At 64.9% G+C, this 22,009-nt stretch carries 28 protein-coding genes; 13 read left to right on the forward strand and 15 right to left on the reverse strand.

The window, feature by feature from the left end:
• Position 1: 1 nt before the first annotated feature.
• The 8 genes from AC1DVS_RS08520 to AC1DVS_RS08555 all read left to right on the forward strand — a co-directional run bounded on the left by AC1DVS_RS08520 (position 2) and on the right by AC1DVS_RS08555 (position 7,001).
• Positions 2-463, forward strand: coding sequence for a DUF805 domain-containing protein (locus AC1DVS_RS08520; RefSeq protein WP_478022015.1), 462 nt, complete (start codon positions 2-4; stop codon positions 461-463).
• A 782-nt stretch (positions 464-1,245) separates the two neighbouring features.
• Complete coding sequence (locus AC1DVS_RS08525) at positions 1,246-2,142, forward strand: DMT family transporter (RefSeq protein ID WP_478022017.1); 897 nt, start codon at positions 1,246-1,248, stop codon at positions 2,140-2,142.
• Between the two features lie 80 nt (positions 2,143-2,222).
• Positions 2,223-2,801: a hypothetical protein gene (locus AC1DVS_RS08530; RefSeq protein WP_478022018.1), complete on the forward strand. Its 579-nt coding sequence runs from the start codon at positions 2,223-2,225 to the stop codon at positions 2,799-2,801.
• Positions 2,802-2,815: 14 nt separating this feature from the next.
• Positions 2,816-3,256 carry a hypothetical protein gene (locus AC1DVS_RS08535; protein WP_478022020.1) on the forward strand — a complete coding sequence of 147 codons (441 nt, stop codon included), beginning with the start codon at positions 2,816-2,818 and terminating at the stop codon, positions 3,254-3,256.
• Positions 3,257-3,397: 141 nt separating this feature from the next.
• Positions 3,398-4,642 (forward strand): MFS transporter, encoded by a 1,245-nt coding sequence (locus AC1DVS_RS08540; RefSeq protein ID WP_478022022.1) that lies wholly within the window; start codon positions 3,398-3,400, stop codon positions 4,640-4,642.
• A 173-nt stretch (positions 4,643-4,815) separates the two neighbouring features.
• Positions 4,816-5,406, forward strand: coding sequence for an alpha/beta hydrolase (locus AC1DVS_RS08545; RefSeq protein WP_478022023.1), 591 nt, complete (start codon positions 4,816-4,818; stop codon positions 5,404-5,406).
• A 27-nt stretch (positions 5,407-5,433) separates the two neighbouring features.
• Positions 5,434-6,018: a hypothetical protein gene (locus tag AC1DVS_RS08550; RefSeq protein WP_478022025.1), complete on the forward strand. Its 585-nt coding sequence runs from the start codon at positions 5,434-5,436 to the stop codon at positions 6,016-6,018.
• Between the two features lie 164 nt (positions 6,019-6,182).
• The gene (locus AC1DVS_RS08555; RefSeq protein WP_478022026.1) at positions 6,183-7,001 is read left to right on the forward strand and encodes an ATP-dependent Clp protease adaptor ClpS; all 819 of its coding nucleotides are present in this window, start codon (positions 6,183-6,185) and stop codon (positions 6,999-7,001) included.
• A gap of 66 nt (positions 7,002-7,067) precedes the next feature.
• Here the strand turns inward: AC1DVS_RS08555 and AC1DVS_RS08560 are convergent, their stop codons facing one another.
• From AC1DVS_RS08560 to AC1DVS_RS08575, 4 genes are all read right to left on the reverse strand, one after another.
• Positions 7,068-7,580, reverse strand: coding sequence for a hypothetical protein (locus AC1DVS_RS08560; RefSeq protein WP_478022027.1), 513 nt, complete (start codon positions 7,578-7,580; stop codon positions 7,068-7,070).
• 75 nt (positions 7,581-7,655) lie between these two features.
• The gene (locus AC1DVS_RS08565; RefSeq protein WP_478022029.1) at positions 7,656-8,861 is read right to left on the reverse strand and encodes an adenylosuccinate synthetase; all 1,206 of its coding nucleotides are present in this window, start codon (positions 8,859-8,861) and stop codon (positions 7,656-7,658) included.
• 11 nt (positions 8,862-8,872) lie between these two features.
• Positions 8,873-9,790 (reverse strand): hypothetical protein, encoded by a 918-nt coding sequence (locus AC1DVS_RS08570; RefSeq protein WP_478022030.1) that lies wholly within the window; start codon positions 9,788-9,790, stop codon positions 8,873-8,875.
• Positions 9,791-9,806: 16 nt separating this feature from the next.
• Positions 9,807-10,805 carry a J domain-containing protein gene (locus tag AC1DVS_RS08575; RefSeq protein ID WP_478022032.1) on the reverse strand — a complete coding sequence of 333 codons (999 nt, stop codon included), beginning with the start codon at positions 10,803-10,805 and terminating at the stop codon, positions 9,807-9,809.
• 144 nt (positions 10,806-10,949) lie between these two features.
• Between AC1DVS_RS08575 and AC1DVS_RS08580 the strand changes: the two genes are divergently transcribed.
• On the forward strand, positions 10,950-11,585 hold the full coding sequence (locus tag AC1DVS_RS08580) for an NUDIX hydrolase (RefSeq protein ID WP_478022034.1): 636 nt from the start codon (positions 10,950-10,952) through the stop codon (positions 11,583-11,585).
• A gap of 12 nt (positions 11,586-11,597) precedes the next feature.
• On the opposite strand, the gene AC1DVS_RS08585 is transcribed toward AC1DVS_RS08580, so the two are convergent.
• From AC1DVS_RS08585 to AC1DVS_RS08610, 6 genes are all read right to left on the reverse strand, one after another.
• On the reverse strand, positions 11,598-12,056 hold the full coding sequence (locus AC1DVS_RS08585) for a hypothetical protein (protein WP_478022036.1): 459 nt from the start codon (positions 12,054-12,056) through the stop codon (positions 11,598-11,600).
• A gap of 52 nt (positions 12,057-12,108) precedes the next feature.
• A complete protein-coding gene (locus AC1DVS_RS08590; protein ID WP_478022038.1) occupies positions 12,109-13,257 on the reverse strand; it encodes an AAA family ATPase in 1,149 nt (382 codons plus the stop codon).
• A gap of 133 nt (positions 13,258-13,390) precedes the next feature.
• Entirely contained in the window at positions 13,391-13,783 is a 393-nt protein-coding gene (locus AC1DVS_RS08595; protein WP_478022040.1) for a GFA family protein, read from the reverse strand.
• 75 nt (positions 13,784-13,858) lie between these two features.
• Positions 13,859-14,455 carry a DUF922 domain-containing protein gene (locus tag AC1DVS_RS08600; protein ID WP_478022042.1) on the reverse strand — a complete coding sequence of 199 codons (597 nt, stop codon included), beginning with the start codon at positions 14,453-14,455 and terminating at the stop codon, positions 13,859-13,861.
• Entirely contained in the window at positions 14,452-15,339 is an 888-nt protein-coding gene (locus AC1DVS_RS08605; protein ID WP_478022044.1) for a hypothetical protein, read from the reverse strand. Before AC1DVS_RS08605 ends, AC1DVS_RS08600 begins: the two co-directional genes overlap by 4 nt.
• Positions 15,340-15,427: 88 nt before the next feature.
• Positions 15,428-16,513, reverse strand: coding sequence for a helix-turn-helix domain-containing protein (locus AC1DVS_RS08610; protein WP_478022046.1), 1,086 nt, complete (start codon positions 16,511-16,513; stop codon positions 15,428-15,430).
• Between the two features lie 106 nt (positions 16,514-16,619).
• Between AC1DVS_RS08610 and AC1DVS_RS08615 the strand changes: the two genes are divergently transcribed.
• A complete protein-coding gene (locus AC1DVS_RS08615; protein WP_478022048.1) occupies positions 16,620-16,925 on the forward strand; it encodes a hypothetical protein in 306 nt (101 codons plus the stop codon).
• 293 nt (positions 16,926-17,218) lie between these two features.
• Positions 17,219-17,833 carry a murein L,D-transpeptidase catalytic domain family protein gene (locus AC1DVS_RS08620; RefSeq protein WP_478022050.1) on the forward strand — a complete coding sequence of 205 codons (615 nt, stop codon included), beginning with the start codon at positions 17,219-17,221 and terminating at the stop codon, positions 17,831-17,833.
• A 206-nt stretch (positions 17,834-18,039) separates the two neighbouring features.
• Here the strand turns inward: AC1DVS_RS08620 and AC1DVS_RS08625 are convergent, their stop codons facing one another.
• Positions 18,040-18,222: a hypothetical protein gene (locus AC1DVS_RS08625; protein WP_478022052.1), complete on the reverse strand. Its 183-nt coding sequence runs from the start codon at positions 18,220-18,222 to the stop codon at positions 18,040-18,042.
• A gap of 186 nt (positions 18,223-18,408) precedes the next feature.
• Here AC1DVS_RS08625 and AC1DVS_RS08630 point away from each other — a divergent pair, with 186 nt between their 5' ends.
• Positions 18,409-18,837 (forward strand): GFA family protein, encoded by a 429-nt coding sequence (locus AC1DVS_RS08630; RefSeq protein WP_478022054.1) that lies wholly within the window; start codon positions 18,409-18,411, stop codon positions 18,835-18,837.
• 8 nt (positions 18,838-18,845) lie between these two features.
• Here AC1DVS_RS08630 and AC1DVS_RS08635 read toward each other — a convergent pair whose 3' ends face one another.
• The 4 genes from AC1DVS_RS08635 to AC1DVS_RS08650 form a co-directional block, all read right to left on the reverse strand.
• Complete coding sequence (locus tag AC1DVS_RS08635; protein ID WP_478022056.1) at positions 18,846-19,517, reverse strand: hypothetical protein; 672 nt, start codon at positions 19,515-19,517, stop codon at positions 18,846-18,848.
• Positions 19,514-20,200: a hypothetical protein gene (locus AC1DVS_RS08640; protein ID WP_478022058.1), complete on the reverse strand. Its 687-nt coding sequence runs from the start codon at positions 20,198-20,200 to the stop codon at positions 19,514-19,516. The genes AC1DVS_RS08635 and AC1DVS_RS08640 overlap by 4 nt, the downstream gene beginning before the upstream one ends.
• A gap of 83 nt (positions 20,201-20,283) precedes the next feature.
• A complete protein-coding gene (locus AC1DVS_RS08645; protein WP_478022060.1) occupies positions 20,284-20,988 on the reverse strand; it encodes a class I SAM-dependent methyltransferase in 705 nt (234 codons plus the stop codon).
• Between the two features lie 19 nt (positions 20,989-21,007).
• Positions 21,008-21,418: a hypothetical protein gene (locus AC1DVS_RS08650; RefSeq protein WP_478022062.1), complete on the reverse strand. Its 411-nt coding sequence runs from the start codon at positions 21,416-21,418 to the stop codon at positions 21,008-21,010.
• 311 nt (positions 21,419-21,729) lie between these two features.
• On the opposite strand from AC1DVS_RS08650, the gene AC1DVS_RS08655 reads away from it, so the two are divergent.
• Entirely contained in the window at positions 21,730-21,969 is a 240-nt protein-coding gene (locus tag AC1DVS_RS08655; RefSeq protein WP_478022064.1) for a hypothetical protein, read from the forward strand.
• The last annotated feature ends 40 nt before the right edge of the window (positions 21,970-22,009 follow it).

Consider the following 22,009-nt stretch of genomic DNA (forward strand, 5'->3'; position numbering starts at 1 on the left):
AATGGCCAATGACCTGACCGCGGAGATTCTCCCCGATTTGCGACGTATCGTAACCGGCGTCTTGGACTTCAAGGGACGTTCGGACCKGAGCGAGTTTGGGATCTTCGTGACCGCGGTGATCGTGATCAATACCGTGATGTTGATCGTCACGCGTGTCGTCGCCCGCGACTTCTCGATTCCGCTCAACCAATATCAGGTGCTTGCCCTGTGGGGGCTCGGAATTCCGCTATTCGCCAGGAGGCTGAACGACCAAAATCGCTCCGGATGGTTGGCGCTGATCCTGCCGGTGCTTCTCGCGCTGAGGCTCTATGCGCAAATCCTTCATGATGCCGGCCAACTTCCGATCGCTGATTTCAGCTACCCGTTCAACGTCGCGGAGCGCCTGCTGCTCGTCGCGTTCTGGGCGCTGGTCATCTGGCCTGGAACCGCCGGCGAAAACCGCTTCGGTCCTCAGCCGCGTTAGATTCGGGGACACTATACTTAATTCCCAGCACTGGCCGCACTGGAGTGCACCCCTGTGGTGAGACACAAATATTAGAGGAGATGCTGTGGGAGGAGATGATTCAACCCTTTCCAGCCCCTGCTATTGTCCCGCTCGATGGCGCGGTTGTGCGCCTGTCGCGCTCTTTCTCACCGTCGATATGCTTGAAACCGCCGCTCGGCCGGCGGAAAACGGGTGCGCGCGTCCGCGCCGCGGGCGCCTCGTTTTCCGGCAGGGCAAAGTAAAACTCGCCCTAATTCGATCGACTCGCAAAATTGAATACTTGGCCGACAAGAATGGAAGGGAGCCGGCGCTGCCCGCTCGCCGATCAGGTTTCGAAGATAAGTTGGAGCTCGCTTCATCAATACTCGGATTTCCAACAGCCCAGGCGCGTGATTGAATTTTAAAAACCCGGTTTCTGGCTCGCAAAATTCCGCTTTCGCCGACCCCTGTATTGGGGGGAGATGGTCTGAGCCGCTCCTGTTAGCCTCGAAAAACCCGCCACCTCAGAGTGAATACATATCGAATTCTACAATTCGGCGAAAAATCTGGCCGACGAATTATGCGAGACACTAAGGCCCTAAGATATCTAATTAAAATGCCAGAATGCCGGAAATTTCGGGGTATTTTATCGCAAAAACCGCCCTTTTTTCGCGAAACTCGCAAAATTGGGCCAACTATTCGCGTACCACCTAAAGTCCTCATCGCCGCCTTGACACGCCCCGCCATCTCCCGCGAGGGCCACAGTTTAACCAAGGTGCCCGATGTTCTCCCTCCTCTGGATCCCGGCCACAATCGCGGCCTCCTTCTTCCAGGTCGCGCGCAATGCCCTGCAGCGCGGGATGATGGGCGCGGCCGGGCCCTGGGGCGCCACCTTGGTGCGCTTCCTGTTCGGGCTGCCTTTCTCGATCCTGTTCGCCGCCATCGCATGGTGGGCGACCCCGCATCTCGAGCCCAGCTTCAGCCGCGCCTTCTGGAGCGCGGCGGCGGGCGGCGCCTTCACTCAGGTCGCCGCGACCGCCTGCCTGCTGATCGCGATGGAGCGCGCCGGCTTCGCGGTCGGCACAGCGCTCCAGCAAAGCTCGCTGCCGCTGGCGGCCCTGCTCGGGCTGATCGTCTATCATGACAGCATGAGCGGCATCGCCTGGGCCGGCGTCGCGATCACCACCGCGGGCCTCGCGACACTCACCTGGCCGTCCGGTAATGCGGCGACCGGCCCGCGCCCCGTCTCCGGCGCGATGTTCGGGCTCGCGTCCGGCCTGTGCTTCGGCTTCTCGCTCAACGCCTATCGCCACGCGACGCGCGCGCTGGATGCGGCACACCCGGTCTTCTCGGCGCTCGCCAGCGTCGCGATCGTGCAGGCAATGCAGGCCGCCGCGCTGACCCTCGCGCTCGCCATCCGCAACCGCGCTGCGCTCCGCGCGATCATCGCCGGCTGGCGCGGATCGCTCGCGGCCGGCCTGTGCGGCTCCCTGGCCTCGGCCGGCTGGTTCTTCGCGCTGGCCCTGTCGCCAGCGGCGCCGGTGCGAGCCCTCGGCGTGGTCGAGGCGCCGATCGCCGCCTGGGCCGGCCGCCGCCTGTTCAGCGAACGCCTCCACCTCCGCCAGATCGTGGCGGGCGGCGCGGTGATGATCGGAGTAGTTCTTACCACGCTGTATTGAAGGGCAGGGGCAGGCTAAGGACGAACGATACGGGCGGATTTCGCAGGCGAGATCTGGGAGGGGGCGTTGAGGGGACCGCAATGACATCCGAACTGTTCACGGGACGCCTGCTGCCGGGCGAGCGCATCATCTGGTCGGGCCAGCCGCAACAGGGCCTGTTGCTGACAGCGCGCGATATCTTCCTCATCCCGTTCAGCCTGATGTGGTGCGGCTTCGCCATCGTCTGGACGTTCATGGTGGCGAGCGCATCCGTATCCGAGGCCAACGCGGCCGCCGAGGTCAACGGGGCCGCCGGTTTCTTCATCCTCTGGGGGCTGATGTTCGTTGCGGTTGGCCTGTATTTCGTGGCCGGCCGTTTCGTCGTCGATGCCTGGGTGCGGCGCGGCCTCCATTATGCGGTAACCGACCAGCGCATCCTGATCGCGCGCGGAGCGCCGTTCGCGCGCTTCACCGTACTCAGCATGGCCAAGCTGCCCGAGATCGACCTGAACGAGCGCGGCAATGGCCGTGGCACGATCCGGTTCGGGCAGCCGGTGGCGACGCGGAGCAATCGCGGCACGGGCGCATTGGCAGTAGCGCTTGACCCGACCCCGCAATTCCTCGGCATCGAGGATGCACGGCGGGTGTTCGATCTCATCCAGCGTGCCCAGGCGGGGTAGGGCGGATGCAACGCGTGGCATGTCACTGCCAATCCCTTGATGATCTCGCCGCCGTCCCGATGGGATTCGACGGGTTCGATGAGGCGGTCTTCGCGACGCTGGACGTCGTTCGCAGGCACGGGCCGGATCTCTGGTGGCTGTATCTGTCTCTCTGCAGCGCCTGCGGGCAGCATTGGCTCGTGGCCCAGGACGAACGCATCTATGACCAGTATTTCCTGAAGCGCCTTGATCCTGCGACAACGAATGCGGTCACGGCCTCAGGCACGTGGCCGGACGATTTCATCACGTACGAGCGGGTTCTTGCGCTTGGTAGAGCCATGTGCGTGCCGCCGCGCTTTTTCGACCCGCTCGCCTATTCGCTGCAATGGACGGTCGAGGATCTGCGCAAGGAGCGGCCCGCGATCTCGCCGGGTGAGATCGCGCATTTGCTGGGATCACAACAGCGCATGCTTTGAAGTTGTACTGGAAAGTCCGGTTGCTGGGTTCGGCGGCTCTGCCAACCTGATCGCCGCCCATACCCATCAGCGCCCAAATTTGCCGCACCCGCCCGACTATGTCACACCCGCAACAATCGACAGTCTTCGGGGAGAGGCGTGTTGGCGACCATCGCGATACCGGCATCGGCGCCGCCGCGCACCGCGATCGTCGTCGCGCTGCTCGGCCTGCTCGTCTTCATCAACTATGTCGATCGCGGCAACCTCGCCACCGCCGGCCCGCTGATCAAAACCGAGATCGGCCTCACCAACACCCAGTTCGGCCTGCTCGTCTCGGCTTTCTTCTGGACCTACACCCCGTCGCAGATCGTCGCGGGCTGGATGGCGCAGCGCTTCAACACCTATAGCGTGCTGTCCTGGGGCCTGGTGGTCTGGGCGCTGGCGACGCTCGCCACCGGCCTGACCTCCGGGTTCGCCGCGCTGCTTGCGCTCCGCCTGCTCCTCGGTCTCGGCGAAAGCGTCGCCTTTCCCTGCGCCTCGAAGCTGATCGGCGAACAGGTCCCGCCGCAGCAGCTCGGCACCGCCAACGCCTATCTCTCCGCCGGCCTGTCATTCGGCCCCGCCTTCGGCATCTTCGCGGGCGGCTTGCTGATGGCTGGGTTCGGCTGGCGGATGACCTTCGTTCTGTTCGGTGCCCTGTCGCTGCTCTGGCTGGTCCCCTGGCTGAGCGTCCGCCGCGCCGCCAATCGCCACGCGGAGCCCTTGCCCGACAGGTCGCCGCCATGGCGCGCCATCCTGCGGTGCAGGTCAGCCTGGGGCGCCGGCTTCGGCCATTTCAGCCTCAACTACAGCTTCTATTTCCTGCTCGCCTGGCTGCCGCTCTACCTCGTCAAGTCGCGCGGTTTCACACTGCCGCAGATGGCCCAGATCGGCGGCATGGTCTATCTGCTCCAGGGCGTCTGCGCCTTTGCCAGCGGCTGGGTCGCGGATCGCTGGATCGCTGCCGGCGCGACCCCCAACCGCGCTCGCAAGACAATGCTGGTAGCCGGCACCATCATCACCGGCGCCTGTCTCGCGGTGGCGACGCTGGGTGATGCTCACATTGCCATCGCCGCCTTGCTGGTCAGCGGCATCTCGGGCGGCATGACCTCGACCAATACGTTCGCCGCCGGCCAGACCTGCGCCGGCCCCGAGGCAGCCGGCAAATGGATCGGCTTCCAGAACTTCATCGGCAATACGGCCGGCATTATCGCCCCGGCGCTGACCGGCTTTCTGGTCGATTATACAGGTGGTTACGGCGCAGCCTTCGGAGTCGCCGCGATGGTCTCGGTGCTTGGGGCGGTATGCTGGCTGGTGGTGGTTCAGCGGGTCGAGGCGGTCGACTGGGCGCCGTTGACCGGACGCTGAAACGCGGTGCCCCGAATGTCGGTTTCAGCCTGGCGTAGCGGCGCGCCGATTTGGCGCAGGGCTATTGTCTATCGCTGCCGTAGGAATAATCTCGACGCGGGGGGTGTGGTCCCGACTCGGCCCGCCCAAGAAGGCCGATAGCGATTGCGCCCTGTCTCTTCGGGAGAGGTGTCATGGAATCTGGTCACGACCATGCGTTCGATCGTCCGCAACCCTTCATCGTCGCCATCAAGGGAGATCCCGTCCTCGCCGGGGGCCTGCCGAGGCTTGAACTCGATCTCTCGAAATTCCACAGCGGCCGCTGGGCGCTCCAGCTCGACGCCGCCTTTGCGCGGCGCGGCGAGCCTGCCGTCATCGTGGCGGAAGGCGTCGCCTGCCTCGCCGTCGCCTGGTGGGCACAGCTCTCACCGCGCAGCTACCTCCAGAATATCGGCGGCGCGCTGTTCCTGTCGCCGCTCAACATCCGCTTCGGCCAGGCCGCGATTGCCGCCAGCGCGCGGCTGAGCCCGGCGACCAGGCTGCCTTTTCCGTCAGTCGTCGCAAGCGATGCGTCCTCTTATGTCGATCAGGTGCTCGCGCTTGCCGACAGCTGGGGCAGCCGCTTCGTCGCCACCGGCTCGCCGGTCGGTGCGCGCCCGAGCAATCTGCGCGGCGGCGGCACTGCGGCCGAGGACCGGTTGCTGGAGCTGCTCGAGCTTCTCGACACGGAGAAGGCGCCTGCGAGCCAGCCTCAACCAGCCCTGCTGCAGGATGCGATGGCCTAGGGTCGAGGCTTCCGGTAGGGAGAGCGCATGGTCGCGCTGCTCCCCGCCGAACTCGCCTGGTACGCAACCGGCCGTTTCTACAAAGCCCGTGACGGGTCACTGGCCGATTACGGCTATTTCCTGCACCTGCCGTTCCTCGACGTGCCGCTGTTTGACGGCAAGCGCGGCGAGGCAACGGCCCACTTCACCTTCGCCGCCAAACCGTTCACATCGCAACCGGTCGAGAATGGCGGCTTATCGCTCGGCATCGATCCGGTCGGCGAATTCTCCCTCTATCTACAGCGCCACCCGGCCGGCAATTTCGACGACCCCGCCTCCTTCGCAAAAGGCGAGTGCATCGCCACCTTCCGCCGCACCAGCCTGGTGGTGGGCACCACCGTCTCGGCGGCCATCGGCACGACCACGGCGCCCCTGATCGGCACCAACGTCTTCTCCGCCCAGCTGACCGCCAGCACGCCGTTCGCGTTCGGCAACGGCGTCCACGACATCGCCGAGCATCTCAGCCGCGGCGTCACCCAGTTCGGCACCTCAGCCGAAACCCCGATCCTGCCGCCGCCTGCAGGCTATGAGCTGGTGCTGCCGTTCACAGGCTCCGCCATCGCGATCGGCTGAGCCGGGCTCCACGTCGTATTCGCCTTCTTCTCCCGGATCGTGCAGACAGGCTCGACCAAAGGCGCCTAGCCGATGACGAGAGCCAAGTGACACGCGCAACACTGTACAGAGTCATTTACCAGTCCGTGGTTGTCGTCGTGTCGATTGTCGTTTTCGGCATCGGCATGGCGCTTGCCGATCGTACCAATATCCTGCCGGTTTTGGCGATGGCGGTGCTGGTCATCGGGATGGTCATGCCCCAACTCGTGCTCAGCTTCTTGTGGAGGGATTTACTCGCCGGCCTGCGCCTGCTGAAGCAAGGGGACTATGCTGCCTCGAAACTCCGTTCCGAGCGCTTCGTCACCAATGTCCGTAAGGCACCGTGGTTGAAGCACGTAAGCTGGCTGGTGGCGGAGAGCTATTCCAGAGACCCGGAGGCACTGGCACTCAACAATCTCGGGGCGGCCGAAATCAGGCTCGACGCCTTCGAGGCCGCCCAGAACCATCTCGAGCAAGCGATCGCGCTCGATCCCGAAAACCCGCTGCCGTACCGCAACATCGGCATCGTGCGTCTTCTGGCGGGAAATCCGGATGAGGCCACAAGCTGGCTGGAGAAGGCGGAGGCGCTCGGGCTGAGGGATGCCTCGTCTGACAAATTGATGAAGGCGGCAAAGTCCCCGCTCGCCCTCATGTACAGCCATATGGCTGATCAAACGCCCTCAGGGCAGCCTGATCTCCCGCCAGCAACCGGCAATTTTGCGGTTGAGCTGCTGAATGACGATCTGACGCCGATGGAGTTCGTCGTTGAGCTGTTGGAGCAGGTCTTCGACCATAGCCAAGCGCAAGCCGTCCGTACGATGCTGACCGTCCACAACCAGGGAAGCGCGGTGTGCGGCCGCTACGAGGAAGCCGACGCGCAGGCCAGAATGGAAAGCGCGATCGCCCGCACCCGCGCGGCAGGTTTTCCGCTATCGCTTCGCGTTGCGATCGCCCCGCCAGCCTAGGCACACACCGCCAGCGCCTCGCATGCCGAGCTCCGCCAGCATCGGCGAGCTCCTGCCTTCGCAACCTTATCTGGAACCTGCCATTCCGAACGCTCCGCTCACCAGCTCCACCTCGCGACCGTCCACAGCGACCAGGACCCCGTTCCTGTATTTGAACGTGACGATGGCTCCCTCGCCCGACGCATCGCCTTTCAACATGAGTTCGGCGGTTGCCTCTCCGCAGGGATCGATCGCGATGAGGCCGGAGGTCGCGTTCGAGAACTGGAACGTCTTCGGGTTCAACCATTTGGCGAACTTCACCGCAGCGTCCGCCCCGGTCGAGCGTGCCCCCCATGCGGAGTCGCCGCGCCAGATCGCAAAGGTGACTGAAGGAGCCACCATCGAGCTCAGCTGTGAAACATCTCCGGCCAAGCCCGCCTTGATGATTGCGATTGACCTCCAGCTGTAAGCGGCTTGCACATCCTGCACACTCACCCAGTTGATCGACGGGTGACCGCTGCAATGAAAGGCCGCAACCGCATCCGGCTGCTCGATGCTTGTCTGCCCCGCGAGCAGGAAAAGAAGCGGCAGTGGGTTCATCGGTCGCACTCCTGGTCGAAGTCACCGATCATGATGGGCGCGGCATCGAATGTCCGCAATGGCGCCTGACTCGCGTCAGGCACACAGCGCCAGATTCTCGCGGCCGGGGCTCCACCAGCCGGTCGCGCTGACCGCGCCGACCCGCGCGCCGAGCCAGAACGGGAAGGCGAGGGAGGGCACCCGGACCATCTCGCCACTGACCAGGCAGGTCACCACCCCCGCAACCGCCTGGTCGAGGCAGGAAACCGACAGCCGCCGCGTCAGCCCAACCTCGCTCTCCGCCGCGCGCGCGGCATCGGCTGCGATGGTCAGCGAAAGCGTGTCGACATCGAGCAGTCCGGTCCGGATCGCCTCCTGCCACGCGTTCGGCACATTGGTCGGATCGTCGACAGCAAAGAAACCCCCGATATTGCGCTCGTCCACCATCGGCCCGCGGCCGTGCCGGGTGATGTAGCACCGCGTCGCATAGCAGGCATCGAGCGACGCGATGCCTGCTTCCCCGGCAATCGCCAGCATGTTGCGGATGCCGGTGTTGGACCGCGTCAGATGGGGAAAGTCGCGGTGGCGCTGGTCGAGCATCAGTCCCTGCGCCGCCTCGAACACCACGTGCCGCGCCCGCCCGAGATCGGCATCGTCGCGGATCGTCACCAGCTGGTTGAATAGCCCGCAATCCTCGAGATAGCGATCGAGCACCGCATCCGATGCCGCGAACGCCAGGAACTCGGCACCGGCATCGCTCATCCCAAGTGCGGCAAGCCGGGCGGGCAACCAGACATCCCGGATCGCCACCAGCCGATCACGCAGGCCAGTCGCCCGCAGATCGCCCAGGCTCAGCCCGAACCCGGTCTCCTCATTGCGCCCGACCGTCTCGCCAAAGCCGAGGCCGCAGCTGCCATGCCGCCCGCCGCCGCGCGCCATCTCGATCGCCTGATTGACCATCATGTCCCAGGGCGTGGTGACATGCCCGCGCGGATCAGCGGTAATCACGGTCTCGCCGCCAAGCGCCGCCACCGCGCGCACCTCCTCGGCCAGCATCATCGGATGCGAGACCATGAAGCGCGAGAAATGCGTGGCAGCGCCGGCAAACGCACCCGATCCAAGCTGATGGAGCACGTGCCGAGCGCCCGATGGCGCGACGACGGTATGACCCGCCTGCGCGCCGCCGTTGCTCCGCACCACGATCGTTCCGGCGCCAAGGCGATGGGCGAGCGCATCCACGGTCCGCCCCTTGCCCTCGTCGCCATAACAGGCACCGATCACGCCATAAGCCTGTGTCGCCACCACCCGTCTCTTCAGCCGAACAGCCGCCGCAACCCGCCGCCGCGCTTGGGCATCGTCAGGCCAGCCATCGCATCGGCCACCACCAGAGCGGTGGAGCGGTCCCAGCTCTTCATCACGCTGTCCCGGTCGCGCCCGACACAAAGCTCGATCGCGGAAACGATCGTCTCGGACAGCTTCGAGGGATCCTTCAGATGGATCACCCGCTGCGGCAGGATCGGGTCCCAGGTCCTGCGCACGCCCTTTAGGTCGTGCGCGGCATAGCTGCCGTCGACGATGATGTGGAACACCTCGTAACTGCGCGACGCGATATCGACGCAATCGCGCGCCGACAGATCGGCCTCGACATCAATGCCAAGCACGGCCTGCATCTGGTCGCGGGTTACGCCGTCCAGGTTCGGCTCGTCGCCAACCGTGAACAGGAAGCCTTTCTTGCCGCGCTTGGTCGCTGCGTCATGGACTGTCTTCAGCCCGGCAAAAGCATGGGCGAGGCTGTAGCTCTCGCCTCGATTGCCGCCGCCGCCGCCCTCGAGGTACAGCCCGGTCAGCTGCTCGGCGATCCGGATATCCGCCTCGAACTCAGTGACCTGAAGCGGCGCCCGGTCGCAAAAGGCATCTCCGATCGCCATCGCCATCACATGCGGGTCGGTCACCGGCCGCCGCGCCAGCAGCTCGGTAAAGGTCGTGTTGAGCCCGCGCACGATCAGCTCCTCGGCGAGGCTGCCCATCGATCCCGTAACGTCCACGCCCATTATCACCGGCGTCGCCTCGGGATTGTCGGCGCTGTCACAGGATTCGCGCTTCACGATCGTCTTCGGGTCGAACCGTGCATCCATTCCCCGCGCCGCGAAGATCGCAGCCCGGCTGCGCCCGTGCACGCTCGATGCGGCATAGCTGCTCCAGCTTGAAGCGCTCCAGCTTCCACCACCCATTGTCTTTCTCCTTCTTCTACGCCGCCATCATCGCGGCAATATCGACCTTCCACGGCACAAAGCGCCGGCGCCCGAAAGACGCCTCGCGGGCGCGTTCCCAGGCGGCAAAATCCGCCTGAGCGCACGCGGCAGGGGTGAGCAGCCAGCGCGCGAAGGGCTTGGGAAAATCCGGATCGGCGGTCAGCCGCGTACCCGTGGGATCGCCAAGCAATTCGCGCAGCGTCAGCCGCACCAGCTCGGGATCGAGCCGCTCGTCGAGCCGCGCGCCCGCCGCATAGCCCGGTGCAACATCCAGCGTCCGCTCAGGCAGAACTGAGGGCGCCGCGCCGAACCTGCCCGCGCAGAGAAACGGCCCGGTCAGCGCAATGCTGTGCTGATCGGGTGAGACCAGCAAGGTCTCCGGCCCGATCGCCCCATGCGCCATGCCCGACCATTGCAGCCAGCATGCGAGGTTCACCAGTCGCGTCGCCATCCACGCCGCCTGGCGCGGATCGACCGGCGCAAGCCGTGCGAGATCGGCCAGCAGGACCTGGTCGCCCTTCTTGCGCTCGACAAAGACCCAGCCCTCAGCCGTTTCCAGCACCGTCTCGATGCGCGGCAGAAAGCGCGCCATCTCGCGCCGCATAGCATCGTCAGCAAAGCGCGGACGAAAGGCCGCAGCCCGAAGCGAGAGATCGTCGAGGTCGGCCGGCACGATATGCGCGATGAAGCTGTCGCCCACCAATATCTCACCCAGCGGGCCGACATGCCGCCGGCGCCAGCGCAGGCGGTATTGCCTGCCCTTGATCGTCTCGAAGATCCGCTCCTCGATCATCGGCTTCTTCGTCGCCGCCGTGTGCAGCGTGGTGATATGTGCGAACACCCTGGTCGCTTCGGGCGAGCCATTGCGGTCCGGATGCCAGGCGAGGGCGAGCTCTCGAAAACGCCGCGCAACAGCGTCCGCATCCCCCGGGAAGAGCAGCCGCGCCTGTACCGGCCTGATCGACAATATGGCTTCGGCGCTGGTGTTCGGCATGTCCCTTCCTTTCGATCGCCTAGCTGCGCGCCTCCCGGGCAAGAGTCAATATGCAAAATGCATTTTGCATATTAGTTTGATCCGTGCGAAAGGCTGCACGTGACCATGATTGCTCAAGACGACTATCCGCGTCCCACCCTGACGGTGGACATCGTACCCCTCACGATCCGGGGAGAGTCGCTCTGCGTGTTGCGCGGAATCCGTACGGCCGAGCCGTTTCAGGGCAGGCCTGCGCTGATCGGCGGCTATGTGCACGTCGATGAGGACGCGACGCTCGGTGCCGCAGCCCGCCGCGTGCTGCTGCAAAAGGCGGGCATCCGGAATCTCTATCTCGAGCAGCTCTCTACCTTTTCCGGCGCCGACCGCGATCCGCGCGGTTGGTCGGCCAGTGTCGCTTATTACTCGCTATCGCCGCTCGAGGAGCTCGAGGCGGCCGTGGAGCGCCCGGGCCTCGAACTGGTGCCGGTGCAGGAGGCAAAGGGGATGCCGTTCGATCATGACACGATCGTCAGCGCAGCGGTAGCTCGGCTCCGCGGCAAGGGCGCCTATTCGGACCTCCCGGCGCGCTTCCTCCCCCCCGAATTCACCCTGACCGAGCTCCACCGCACCTATCAGATCGCGCTCGGCGAAAAGATCAACGCCGACGCCTTCCGCCGCAAGGTGATGGAGCGCGGCTTCCTCGAACCCACCGGCGCGAGCCGCACCGATGCATGGGCGACCAAACCCTCCCGCGTGATGCGCCTTAAGCCCGGTGTCGCGGTGTTCGACCGGCGGATCTGATCACTCGCGCACTCAGCCATCGAAATAATCCGTGCGGGTCAACATCTCCGGTTGGTCCTCAACCGTTGCAAGCGTCAGGTCGGGCGAGACCGGCATCTCGTCCTCAAGCCTCAGACACAGAAACGCCTGGCCGTCGAACCCGAAGGTCAGGGCGCGGCAAGTCGCGATCGAGCGGATCGTCCCGCCAAGACCGCCGCCGTTCGGATCGACTGCACTCCGGATGCGTGCCATCAACGCCTCGTCCGACCGCAGTTGAACGATGTGCGGTTCGGCAATGTCCGTCGTCCATCCCGCAACCTGAGGCGATACACCCGGATCGTGCCAATCGACCACGAACTGAAAATGATCTCCGTCGCGGCGCAGGCAATCGAACGCCAGTTGCGTGATCAGCGAGATTGCAGCCTGGGTTTTCTCGTCGGGAACATCCGCACCGTACATCTCAAACGGGGGGAAAATGGCACAGGCTTTCATTGCGGCACCATGAGGATCATTGCAGCGATCCGCAACGGGGCTTTGCCGACAGTTACCGCGAAGGCCACACCCAGCGCGGGCTGTCCGCATCGCTGACGACGGTTTCCCCGAACGCCTTTTCGAGCAGGATCCGCCGCACATCCTCCTCCTCGCACAGCGCCTCGACCAGGCGCTCGCTATGCGAGACCAGGATGATCTGGCAGCTTTGCGCAGCCTTGCGCAACAGCCGCGCCAGCGCATCGAGCAGCGACGGGTGCAGGCTCGCCTCGGGCTCGTTGAGGATCATCAGCTCGGGCGGGCGAGGGGAGAGCAGGGCGGCGATCAGCAGCAGATAGCGCAGCGTGCCATCGGAAAGCTCGGAGGCGGATAGGGGCCGCAACAGTCCGGTCTGGCGCATCTCGACGCTGCCATGCTCGTCGCCGGCAATGTCGACGACGGACCCGGGAAAGGCATCGTCCACCGCCTCTTCGAATGCCGGGGCATCGCCGATCGCGAGGATGGTGGCGATCGCGGCCGCCAGATCCGATCCGTCGCTCGCCAGCACCGGCGTATAGGTGGTGATCTGCGGCCGCCGCGCGGGCGCATCCTGATCGGTCCGCAACGCGTCATAGAAGCGCCAGTTGCGCATCCGCTCGCGCATCAGCAGCAGCTCGAGCCCGTCGTCCGGGTCGGCGCAGTGCGTCACCATGCTGTCGGACATCGACATGTTGCTCAGGCTGGTCCGCCACTCCCCGCTGTCGCCGCGCCGCAGCCGCACCATCGCCCCGCGCCGCTCAGCGAACAGATTGGTGCGGCCGAGCATGCCCCCGGTCCACATCGCCTCGACCTTGATCTCGGGATCGCGCGGGAAGGGGCTGCTGATCGGCTGGCCCAGATCGATCGCATAGCCGAAATCGTCGCTCGAAAAGCCGAGCTTCAGGCTGATCGGCCCGCTCCGCACTGTCCCCTGGATCGGATATCTGCCGCTCTTCATGTCACGGCTGATGCTTTCCGGCCCCGCCCAGAGCGTGGAGGAGAGCCCGCCCTCCATCGCCAGCGACGAAATCAATCGGCCCTGAGCCGCCTCCGAGAGCAGGCGCAGCGAGCGATACAGGCTGGATTTCCCGCTGCCATTGGCGCCGGTGACGACATTGAGCGGGCCGAGCTCAACCGTCAGGTCGCGGATCGAACGATAGCCGGATATGGCGAGCCGCGTGATCACGGCTCAGAGCGCTCTGCAGTCTTCAACCTTGCCTCCCGACCTTGCTCGACACCGCCGGTGTGGGGAACAGTCGCGCGTCAGGCAAGATGTCGCGGTGTGGAGGCAAGGAAGGCAGGTCCTCGCCCTCTCGGTATCATCCCTCGGTGCGACCACTGCCCTCACGATCATGGTCATAATGCCGCGCAAGCGGAAAGGGCGGTAGCCACGCCTCGCGACGTACGATCCAGCTTTCGTAAGTCGGCATGAACTGATCCGGGGCATCGAGGCACCCCAGATTCACCTCGATTTCGTCGCCGTAGCGCCCGAACAGGGACGAGCCGCATCGGGGGCAGAAGAACCGCCCGGCATAATCGCGCGTCTCGCCCTCAATCGTGACCGCATCCTCCGGGAAGATCGCGGACGCGTGGAAAAGCGCCCCGTGATGCTTGCGACAATCGAGGCAGTGGCAAAGGCCCACGCGATAGGGGGTCCCGGTCGCGACGACGCGAACGCTGCCGCACAAGCAGCCCCCGGTGACTCGATCCATGCTGTTGCTCCTCTGAACTCAAGCGTCCGGGATATTTAGGGCGAGGCTGGTCCGCTGCAACGACTCTCCGTCCCACTAACTCGGAAACAGGGCGCCCTGGGTCGCGCCATGATGCGTCTCGGCATCATATTGCACGTCGAACCTGCTCATCTCCGCAATCACCGCCAGGCCCGCCGCATTTGCACCATCACAGCTGCTCGATTTCACGGCCTTCTCGATATCGCCCCGGTGCTCATAGGCGTGTTTCGCATGGCCGGATTCATGATCGATCAGCGCCGCCATATATCGACCCCATGCCTGTCTCAGCTCGGGAGAAACGCGATCCTGATCACGAAGATGCGGCAGCGTAACGGTGATCTGGAAGCTGTATTCCAGATGCTCCAGATCGCATGTCCCGTCCGCGCCGCCTGGCCAGTGCCATGCCGCGTGCCAGTTGGTAATTGCGTCATAGCGCCGCGTCCCATCCCGACTTTTCGGGCCAAGCGCATTCAGCGCATCGCGAATGGATTTTTCATCGGTGCCGTCAACATCGTAATACCGCACGCTCGTTCCAGGATAGGGCGCAAAGGCAGCCTCCGCGTAACCGGGCGCATCTCCCCTGCGCTGGTCTTCCTTGCCGCAGCCGGATAGCGCCAGGAGGGAAAAGGCGCCGAGTATCGCGCGACGTTTCACGCGGTCCGGCGCCAATCGGGAGCAGGTTTCGAAACGCGCCGCCGCTCCATGACATGCTTCATAATCTGGGTCTCGATGCGCGGCCCCGGACCCTTGGTCTCCAGCCGCGTCACCCGGGTCCGCCGTCGTACCTCGCCGGCGCCATCCGTCTCGAAAGTGATCGTGATGGTTCCGGAAATAGCCTCGGCCGATCGCGCGCGAAGCGCCGCGTCAAGCGTCAGGGTCTTTCTGTCGAGTTCGGCGACGGCAATATCGCTCTCGGCCCGCTCTCGACGCACTGCCTCGGGATCGAGGGCCATCTCCACCACGAAGGTTGTGCCATCGGCTCCCGCCTTCTTTCTCGACAACGGTGCCGGCCCGCGTGCCTTGGGATCTTTGTACAAGGCGCCATCGCGAAGGTCGTCCGGGGCCAGATCCCATGCCTCGATGGTCTTGAGCACCGATTGTGGATCGCATTCGATGCGAAACGCATTCCAGGTGAAAATCCAGTGCCCGCACGCGGCGCGCGTCATTCCCCCGGATTTGAGCCAGCCATCGACGCGGGCCTCCAGCTCAGGCCCGTTGAGCAATTGCAGGGCCCCATGAGCCGGCTTGAAAACGCGCACGGGAAACTGCCAGCTGCTGCCACGGTCCCCGGCCGTGGCGTTCTCGGGAAGGTCGTATTCCAGCTCCAGCCCGGTATCGCGCACTCCGACCACACGCTCGGTCAGGCTGTCCCGATCAGTCGAACTGCCCGAGGATCCGTCATTGCTTTGCTGCGAGGATTCCCGGTCGCTCGTGATTTCATAGGTGTCGCCGATCTGAGGCCTGGTCTGCGCCGGCTCGGCGCCGCCAGCGAGGGTCGGCAGGAGCAGCGCGGCGGCCATGGTCATCAACCGCATCATCGAACATCCTCCCTCGCGGGCGCGGATTATGTACGGCCCATCCGGCCAAGTCGAGGCGGTGTCGCGCGTAAGCGTAACACCGAACCACTCAGTCCAGCCGGGCGAGCCAGTCATGGATGATCTCCAGCGCTGCCGCGTCATTGGCGGGAAGGGCGGCGTTGGTCGAGCCGGCCGCCCGCAAGGTGCTTGGGGTGACGCCGAACTCATCCCGGAACGCGCGTGAGAAATGCGATTCGCTTTTGAAACCGCAATCGAAGGCGATCTCGGACACGCGGCGGCGCTCCCGCGGGTTCGTCATGAGGCGACAGGCGAATCTCAGCCGACGGCGGCGAATGAACGCCGAAACGCCACCCGATTCCGCATCGAACAGCCGATACAGCGCTGAGCGGGAGATACCCAACACCATAGCGATCGCCGCTGGGCTCAAGTCGGGGTCGTGCAAACCGGCATCGACGATGCGCATTACCTCGCTGCGCCACGATTGCTGCAGCCGCGCATTTGCGCGCTTCACCCCCTCCCTCGACGGTGCGATGCAAGCGCGGATCACTTCGGAAATGCTCTGTTCGATATGCTGGGCCTCTGCCGCGGTAAGCCCGGGCAGGCTGCGTTCGAGCGAACCGATATAGTCCGCGAGCAGTGCGCCGAGCACACCGGGGACGACCAGGCCGTGCGGCAAATCCCCCTCTGGCGACAGGCGGTCGCGCCGCACGATCAGGACTGTGCACCGGGACCGGGCCACGTCGAAGCTATTGGGCCGGGCGCGATCGACGATCAGGACACTGCCCGGTGTTGCGGTGACCGCCACGCCGTCCGCCTCGCCCGTCACGCCGCCTGAATGAAACAGCACAATGACGCATTGTTCGGCGCCATCGGCTCGCACGCGTTTAGCCGAACGCACCAGCCTTAACCCGCACCAGGTCTCGACTGCGCCGACGAACATGTCACCAAAGGTCCAGGCCTGGGCCCGGATGCGGAAATGTTCGCCTGGCTGTTTCCGCAGGGAGACGTCCACCATCCTGGAAGCCCGTTGCCGGAACAGCGGGAAGCGGGCGAGTTTGGGCAGCCACTCGCTGTCCATCCGAAGGCTGGGCAGCACGGCGACGGCCGGCCGGTTGCCGCCACTAACGGGTTCGCCGTCGAACGGACGCAGGGCGCGGGATGCATCGTCAAGCATTGGGATGCCTGTGCAATGACCAATCCGTTCCGGGCTTGCAATGATCTTCCTGCGGCCAGTGTTCAGCCGGACCTGGCGTCACGCAACATCAGCAAGGAGAAAGACGATGTCACTCACGGTTAAATTCGCATCCTATGGCGCTCTCCCAGGCAGCGATGCCGCGTCGTCCAAGGCAGCTCTTGCCAATAACGTGGCAAATATCCTGCAATCTCAGATTAATAATAGGGGTGGCGTAGTGCCGATCACCAATGACACTATGGGCGGCGACCCGGCGCACAAGCACACAAAGCATTTCGGTGCGGCCGTCGACCGGAACGGCATCGTCTATTATTTCGCCTGCCAGGAAGGCCAGACCATCGACTTCAACACGGGCGGCGGCACCACCTCGCCTTCCGTTCCCGCAGCGAGCTGAACCGGGGCGATTGGCGACGTTGCTTTCCTGCGAGGATTCCCGGTCGCTCGTGATTTCATAGATGTCGCCGATCTACGGCCTGGTCTGCGCCGGCTCGGCGCAGGCCTTCGAGAAACGTCTCGACCCAATTCGAGACCGGGACGCGACGAAATGGTCTGTGCATGCGCCGAACTGCGCCCATGCGGTGGAACTCCTAAGGGTGTGTTTGCCATCTAAGGTGTTATGTTGCTGATTCTGGGGACTGAGCATCGGGGTAAATAGTCATTAAAGACTGGGCACCATCACGGCGTGGCTTGATCAAAACCGGGTTCGCGGTCGCGGGAGCGGCGGCTGCCTCGGTCACTCCGCTACGCGCCGCAACCGCTGCCTATGGCTCCTCCACCCTCACATCAGAGCGCGTCGTCCGTCCCGCGCTGTTCCGCGCGGCGATGAATGCGCTCGATCAGCATGGCAGCGAAATCCCCTGTCGGGACCGCATTGCGATCGCCGATTTCGCAGCGCCCTCATCGCAACCGCGCTTCCATTTCGTCGATCTCGCCAATGGCAACACCACGACCCTGCTGGTCGCCCATGGCCGCGGATCGGATCCCGAGCATACGGGCTGGCTCCAGCGTTTCTCCAATGAGCCAAGCTCCTTCGCCTCGAGCGACGGCGCCTTTCTCACCTCGGATTATTATATCGGCAAGCACGGCCTGTCGCAGCGGCTGGTCGGGCTCGATCCGACCAATAACAACGCGATGGACCGGGCGATCGTGATCCACTCCGCCTGGTACGCGAACCCCGATATGCTGATGACCTATGGCCAGCTCGGCCGCAGCGAAGGCTGCTTCGCGGTTGGCGAGGGCGCGCTCGACGAGGTGTTCGCCCGGCTCGGGCCCGACCGGATGGTGTTCGCCGCCAAGGTCTGAGTTGCGCTGAGCGAGCCATGCTCCGGCCATATTGAATTGCGACCAAAGGCGTTCGAACCCGATAGTGAGGGAACTGAATGCCGCTTGCGTTGCTCCTGGCCTTGCAAGCCGCTCCTGCTGCTCTTCAGCAAATCCCATTTGATCTTGTCTCTGTCCGAGCCGAACCCGCTCAGTCGCTGGAGACCTCGCCCCAGTGTGCGCCTCCGTCAGGGAAAGGCGAGATTGTCGTTTGCGGCAGCCGGCCAGACCGCTTCCGCCTTCCACTTCGCGATGAGCAGGTAGGGGGGCTGACGCGGGGCCATGTTCCAGGCGAGGCAATGGCCCCTGCGGCCGTGCTGGTGCCGTCGGGCGGATGCGGCATCTTCGCAGGGCAGCATCCGTGCAGCCATGCCGAGGCCGCGCACTATGGCTATGGCCAGGGCCGCGACCCGCTGTCCCTACTGGCTCGGCTTGGCACGAAGGTGGCCGACCCCGACGCGGAACTCGGGCCGCCGTCTCCCCCAACACCCGAGCGGTGATCGAGACCCAAACTGCATCCTCGACCTTGCTCACACCCATCACCAGGATTCTCCCCAATGACCGAACGCCTCGCCAGCTGCGCCTGCGGGCGCCTCGCAGTCCATTGCGAAGGCGAACCGCGCAAGGTCTCGATGTGCCATTGCAGCGATTGCCAACGCCGCACCGGGAGCCTGTTCAGCGTTGCCGCTTTTTTCGATCGCGACGCGGTGACTTTGGTGCGCGGCATGACGCAAAGCTTCACCCGCACCGGCGTCTCCGGCAAGCGCGTGGCCTTTCACTTCTGCCCCGATTGTGGATCGTCGGTCTTCTGGCAGCCGGAGCGGATGCCGCATTTGATTGGCGTAGCGGTCGGCGCCTTTGCCGATCCTTCTTTTCCGATGCCCGAGCAAGCCGTGTTCACGTCCGAAAAGCATGGCTGGCTCGAGCTGCCGGACTCAATAACTGCCTGGCCCATCCTGCCCCCGTCCAGTCCGCCTGGCGACTGAGCCGCGGATCAGCGCGCGAATACAGGCGGCGGGAAGGCAAGCACCGCGCCGGTATAATCCTCCACCACTTCGCTGAACGGTGTCCCATCGGGCAGGCGGAGCATGGCGCGATGCTCGATCACATGGTCTGGTATCGCGATCGCCGCACCGGCAGGCGCCTCCACCGGCCCGGTGCGCTCATCCCAATCGTCCGGCAGCGGCGACCAGAGCAGCTTCGCCGAAATCGTCTGCCGCCTGAAGTGAAGCGGCTGGACCACGCGCCCAAACGCGATGTCGCTGGTGTCGAGCGCAGCGTTCATCGCCGGCGTCAGCCGCGCCGGGACATACCAGTTATCCGCCTCGGACAGCACAAGGTCGCCGCAATGCAGCCGCACCCGGCGATAACGGACCGGCTCGTCCGCCCCGACCTGGAGATCGGCCCGCAGCGCCGCGGTAACCGGTTTGTCGGCACCCCGCACCCGCTCGGCGGTCACCCGGGTGCCGGCCGGGGCGAGATGGTGCCGGGCGCACCAGCCATCGAGCGTCAGTGTGGCGCTGTCGCCGCTCAGCAAGGCGGCGTTGAGGCTCTGCAACACCGCCAGCGCCTCGACGCGGGCGAGCGGCGTGTTCGGCCAGACGGGCGGTGCAGCGGGCGGCGGCGCCGCACCCAGCAGCGCCAGTGCCACGATCAATCGGCTCATCGACGCTTCTGCTCCACGCCGAGTTCATTCGTGATCACCCAGCGCCCGTCCTGCCAGGTGAATGTCCCGATCCGATAGACGATCCTGCGCGCGTAATGGAGCGTGAACATGCAGTTCATCGAACGCGGCGCGTCCGTGAATGCATCGCCGCAGACCATGTCCGATATGCGCCTGACGGGCTCGGCGTGCACTGACACCACGTCGCCCGGGTGATCCTGGGATATGGTATTGGCCACGGACCGCACAGTCGCAGCATCGCTCGCCCTGATCGCCTGGACCAGCTCGTCGTGGCTCGGGCACAGGGTCGGTGCGGCGCATTGGCCGGCGGTGGCGAGCCGGCGCGAGACGCCACGATCCTGAGTGATCACCCATCTCCCATCCCGCCGCACCAAAGTCGCGACCTGATAGCTTTTGTCGCCGTCATAATGGACGGTGTATTTGCAGTTCATCGATAGCGCGCCTTCGGAGCGGGCGTCGTCGCAGATGATGTCCGATACACTGGCAATGTGCCGCGCGGCCCAGGTGACAAAGTCATTCTGGCCCTGCTGTGCCTGCTGGTACATCCCCTGGATCTCTTCATCGGTACGTACCTTGATCGCCGAGATCAGGTCCTTGGCGGTCGGGCAGAGCGTCGGCGTTGCGCACGAGCCGGCGGCGGCGAGCAGGAACAGTGCAATCGTCATGTCTCGGTTCCCCCGGCCAACCTCTCAAGGCGGGGAGGCTATCACGCGATCCCGACGCGAGCCAAGCGGCGGAAGGTCCAGCCTCAGCCCTCCGGCTTCCGCCACTCCATGATCAGGAACCACGGCGCGCGCCGATATTGCGCGATCCGCAAAGAGTCGCCGGCATAAGGGGAGGGCTCAGCATAGTGCCGCAACTCGAGCCCCGCTCCGAGCAGCAGCGCCATGTAAGTGGAGAGCGGCCGGTGCCAGTTCTGGATGCGGATGCCGCGCCAGCTCACCCATTCGGCGCGCTCGACGAGATAATGGTCAACCGCCGGCCGAAGCCCCAGCCGGGCCCCGAAGCTGCGCTGCGCGGCGGTGTTGAAGCTGGTGAGGTTCGCGATCAGCAGCGATCCGCCCGGCCGCAGCACCCGCGCCATCTCGGCGATGGCGGCGGTGACATCGGGGATGTCGATCAGCGTAAGATAGCTGACGACCAGATCGAACGACCCGTCCGGAAAATCGAGCTGCTCCGCCCGGCCGATCCGGTAATCGCCCTCTGGATCGCGGCGCCTGGCTTCGTCGATCAGCGCCTCGGTCGGGTCGATCCCCACCGTCCGGATCCCCCGCGTGGTTAGCATGCGGCAGAAGCGCCCCTCGCCACAGCCGACATCGAGCGCAGTGGCAAACCGCCCATCGCAGGCGCGCTCGAGCATCGGCCGGTCGAGCACGCAGGCGCGGCCGAAATCGCCCTTCTCGCCCATATCGGCAATCCAGGCGCTGGCCGATTCAGTCCATCCGTCGGACATGTCGACCTCCGCAAAAGCCTCAGGGGCGCGGTTTGGAACCGCCGGGCTTGGGGCCGCGGTTCGGCCGGCCGCCAGTCGGCCGCGGCTTGCTCGGGTCGCCCCCGCCGGGGCGAGCCGGCGGGCGGCGGTGGCGCGGCGGCTGGCTGGTGCGCTCGGTCGTCACCGGGGCGATCGGCACCGGCCGCCCCTGGCTCGGCGCGACCGCATAGCCCTGCTTCAGCAGCTGGGTGAACGCCGCGCGGACGCTCTGCGCGATCGCTGCCTGCATTTCCTTGGGCAGATCGGCGAGCGTTGTGTTGGCATGGATCGCGCTCAGATCGCGCACCATCAGGTTGGGCAGGCCGTTCGACGACGCCTTCAGCGCCATGATCGAATCGATGACGGCGGCGAAAACGATGTCCTGCATCACTTCAGTGGCTGATCTGGTCATGCGCCCCTTTACCGCATGTTTCAGGACTTTGTAGCGGGTGGCCAAGGTTTTTTGTCGAGTCGTCGTCTCACCCCACCAGCAAAACCGGAGAGTGGCGGCGTGTTTTCAGGAACGCGTCAGGGGGAAACAGACATTCCCGCGAGGCAGGCACGTGCCATGCGCGGTTCGCGGCGTCAGAGCGGCGGCAAACGACCGGAATGACCAAGGAGAGGCGGGGCGCCCGAGTGTTTAAACGGATATGGATCAAATACTTGTCCCTCATTGCTCCGCAAGCTATCGCCGCATGCATATCAGTCGATTCGGAGCCTTAAATGCGTTTTACTCCCCTGCTCGTTTTCGGTGCCATCTGGTTTGTCGCATCGCCCGCCCTTGCCGGGGAGAAGAAGCCGGTCGATCCGGACAAGAAAACCTGCCGCCGCATTCAGGTGACGGGCTCGAATCTGCGCGCGTTCGAATGCCATACCAACGCCCAATGGGAGGGGATCGAGGCGGCCAGCCAGGACGCGGCGCGTCAGACCCTGAACCGCGCGAATGGCGGCGCGGAGCGCTAGGCTATTGACCCCGGCGCCCGCGACGATGTGCGTGGCGTCG

This window comes from Sphingomonas sp. P3_C5 (assembly GCF_056402635.1).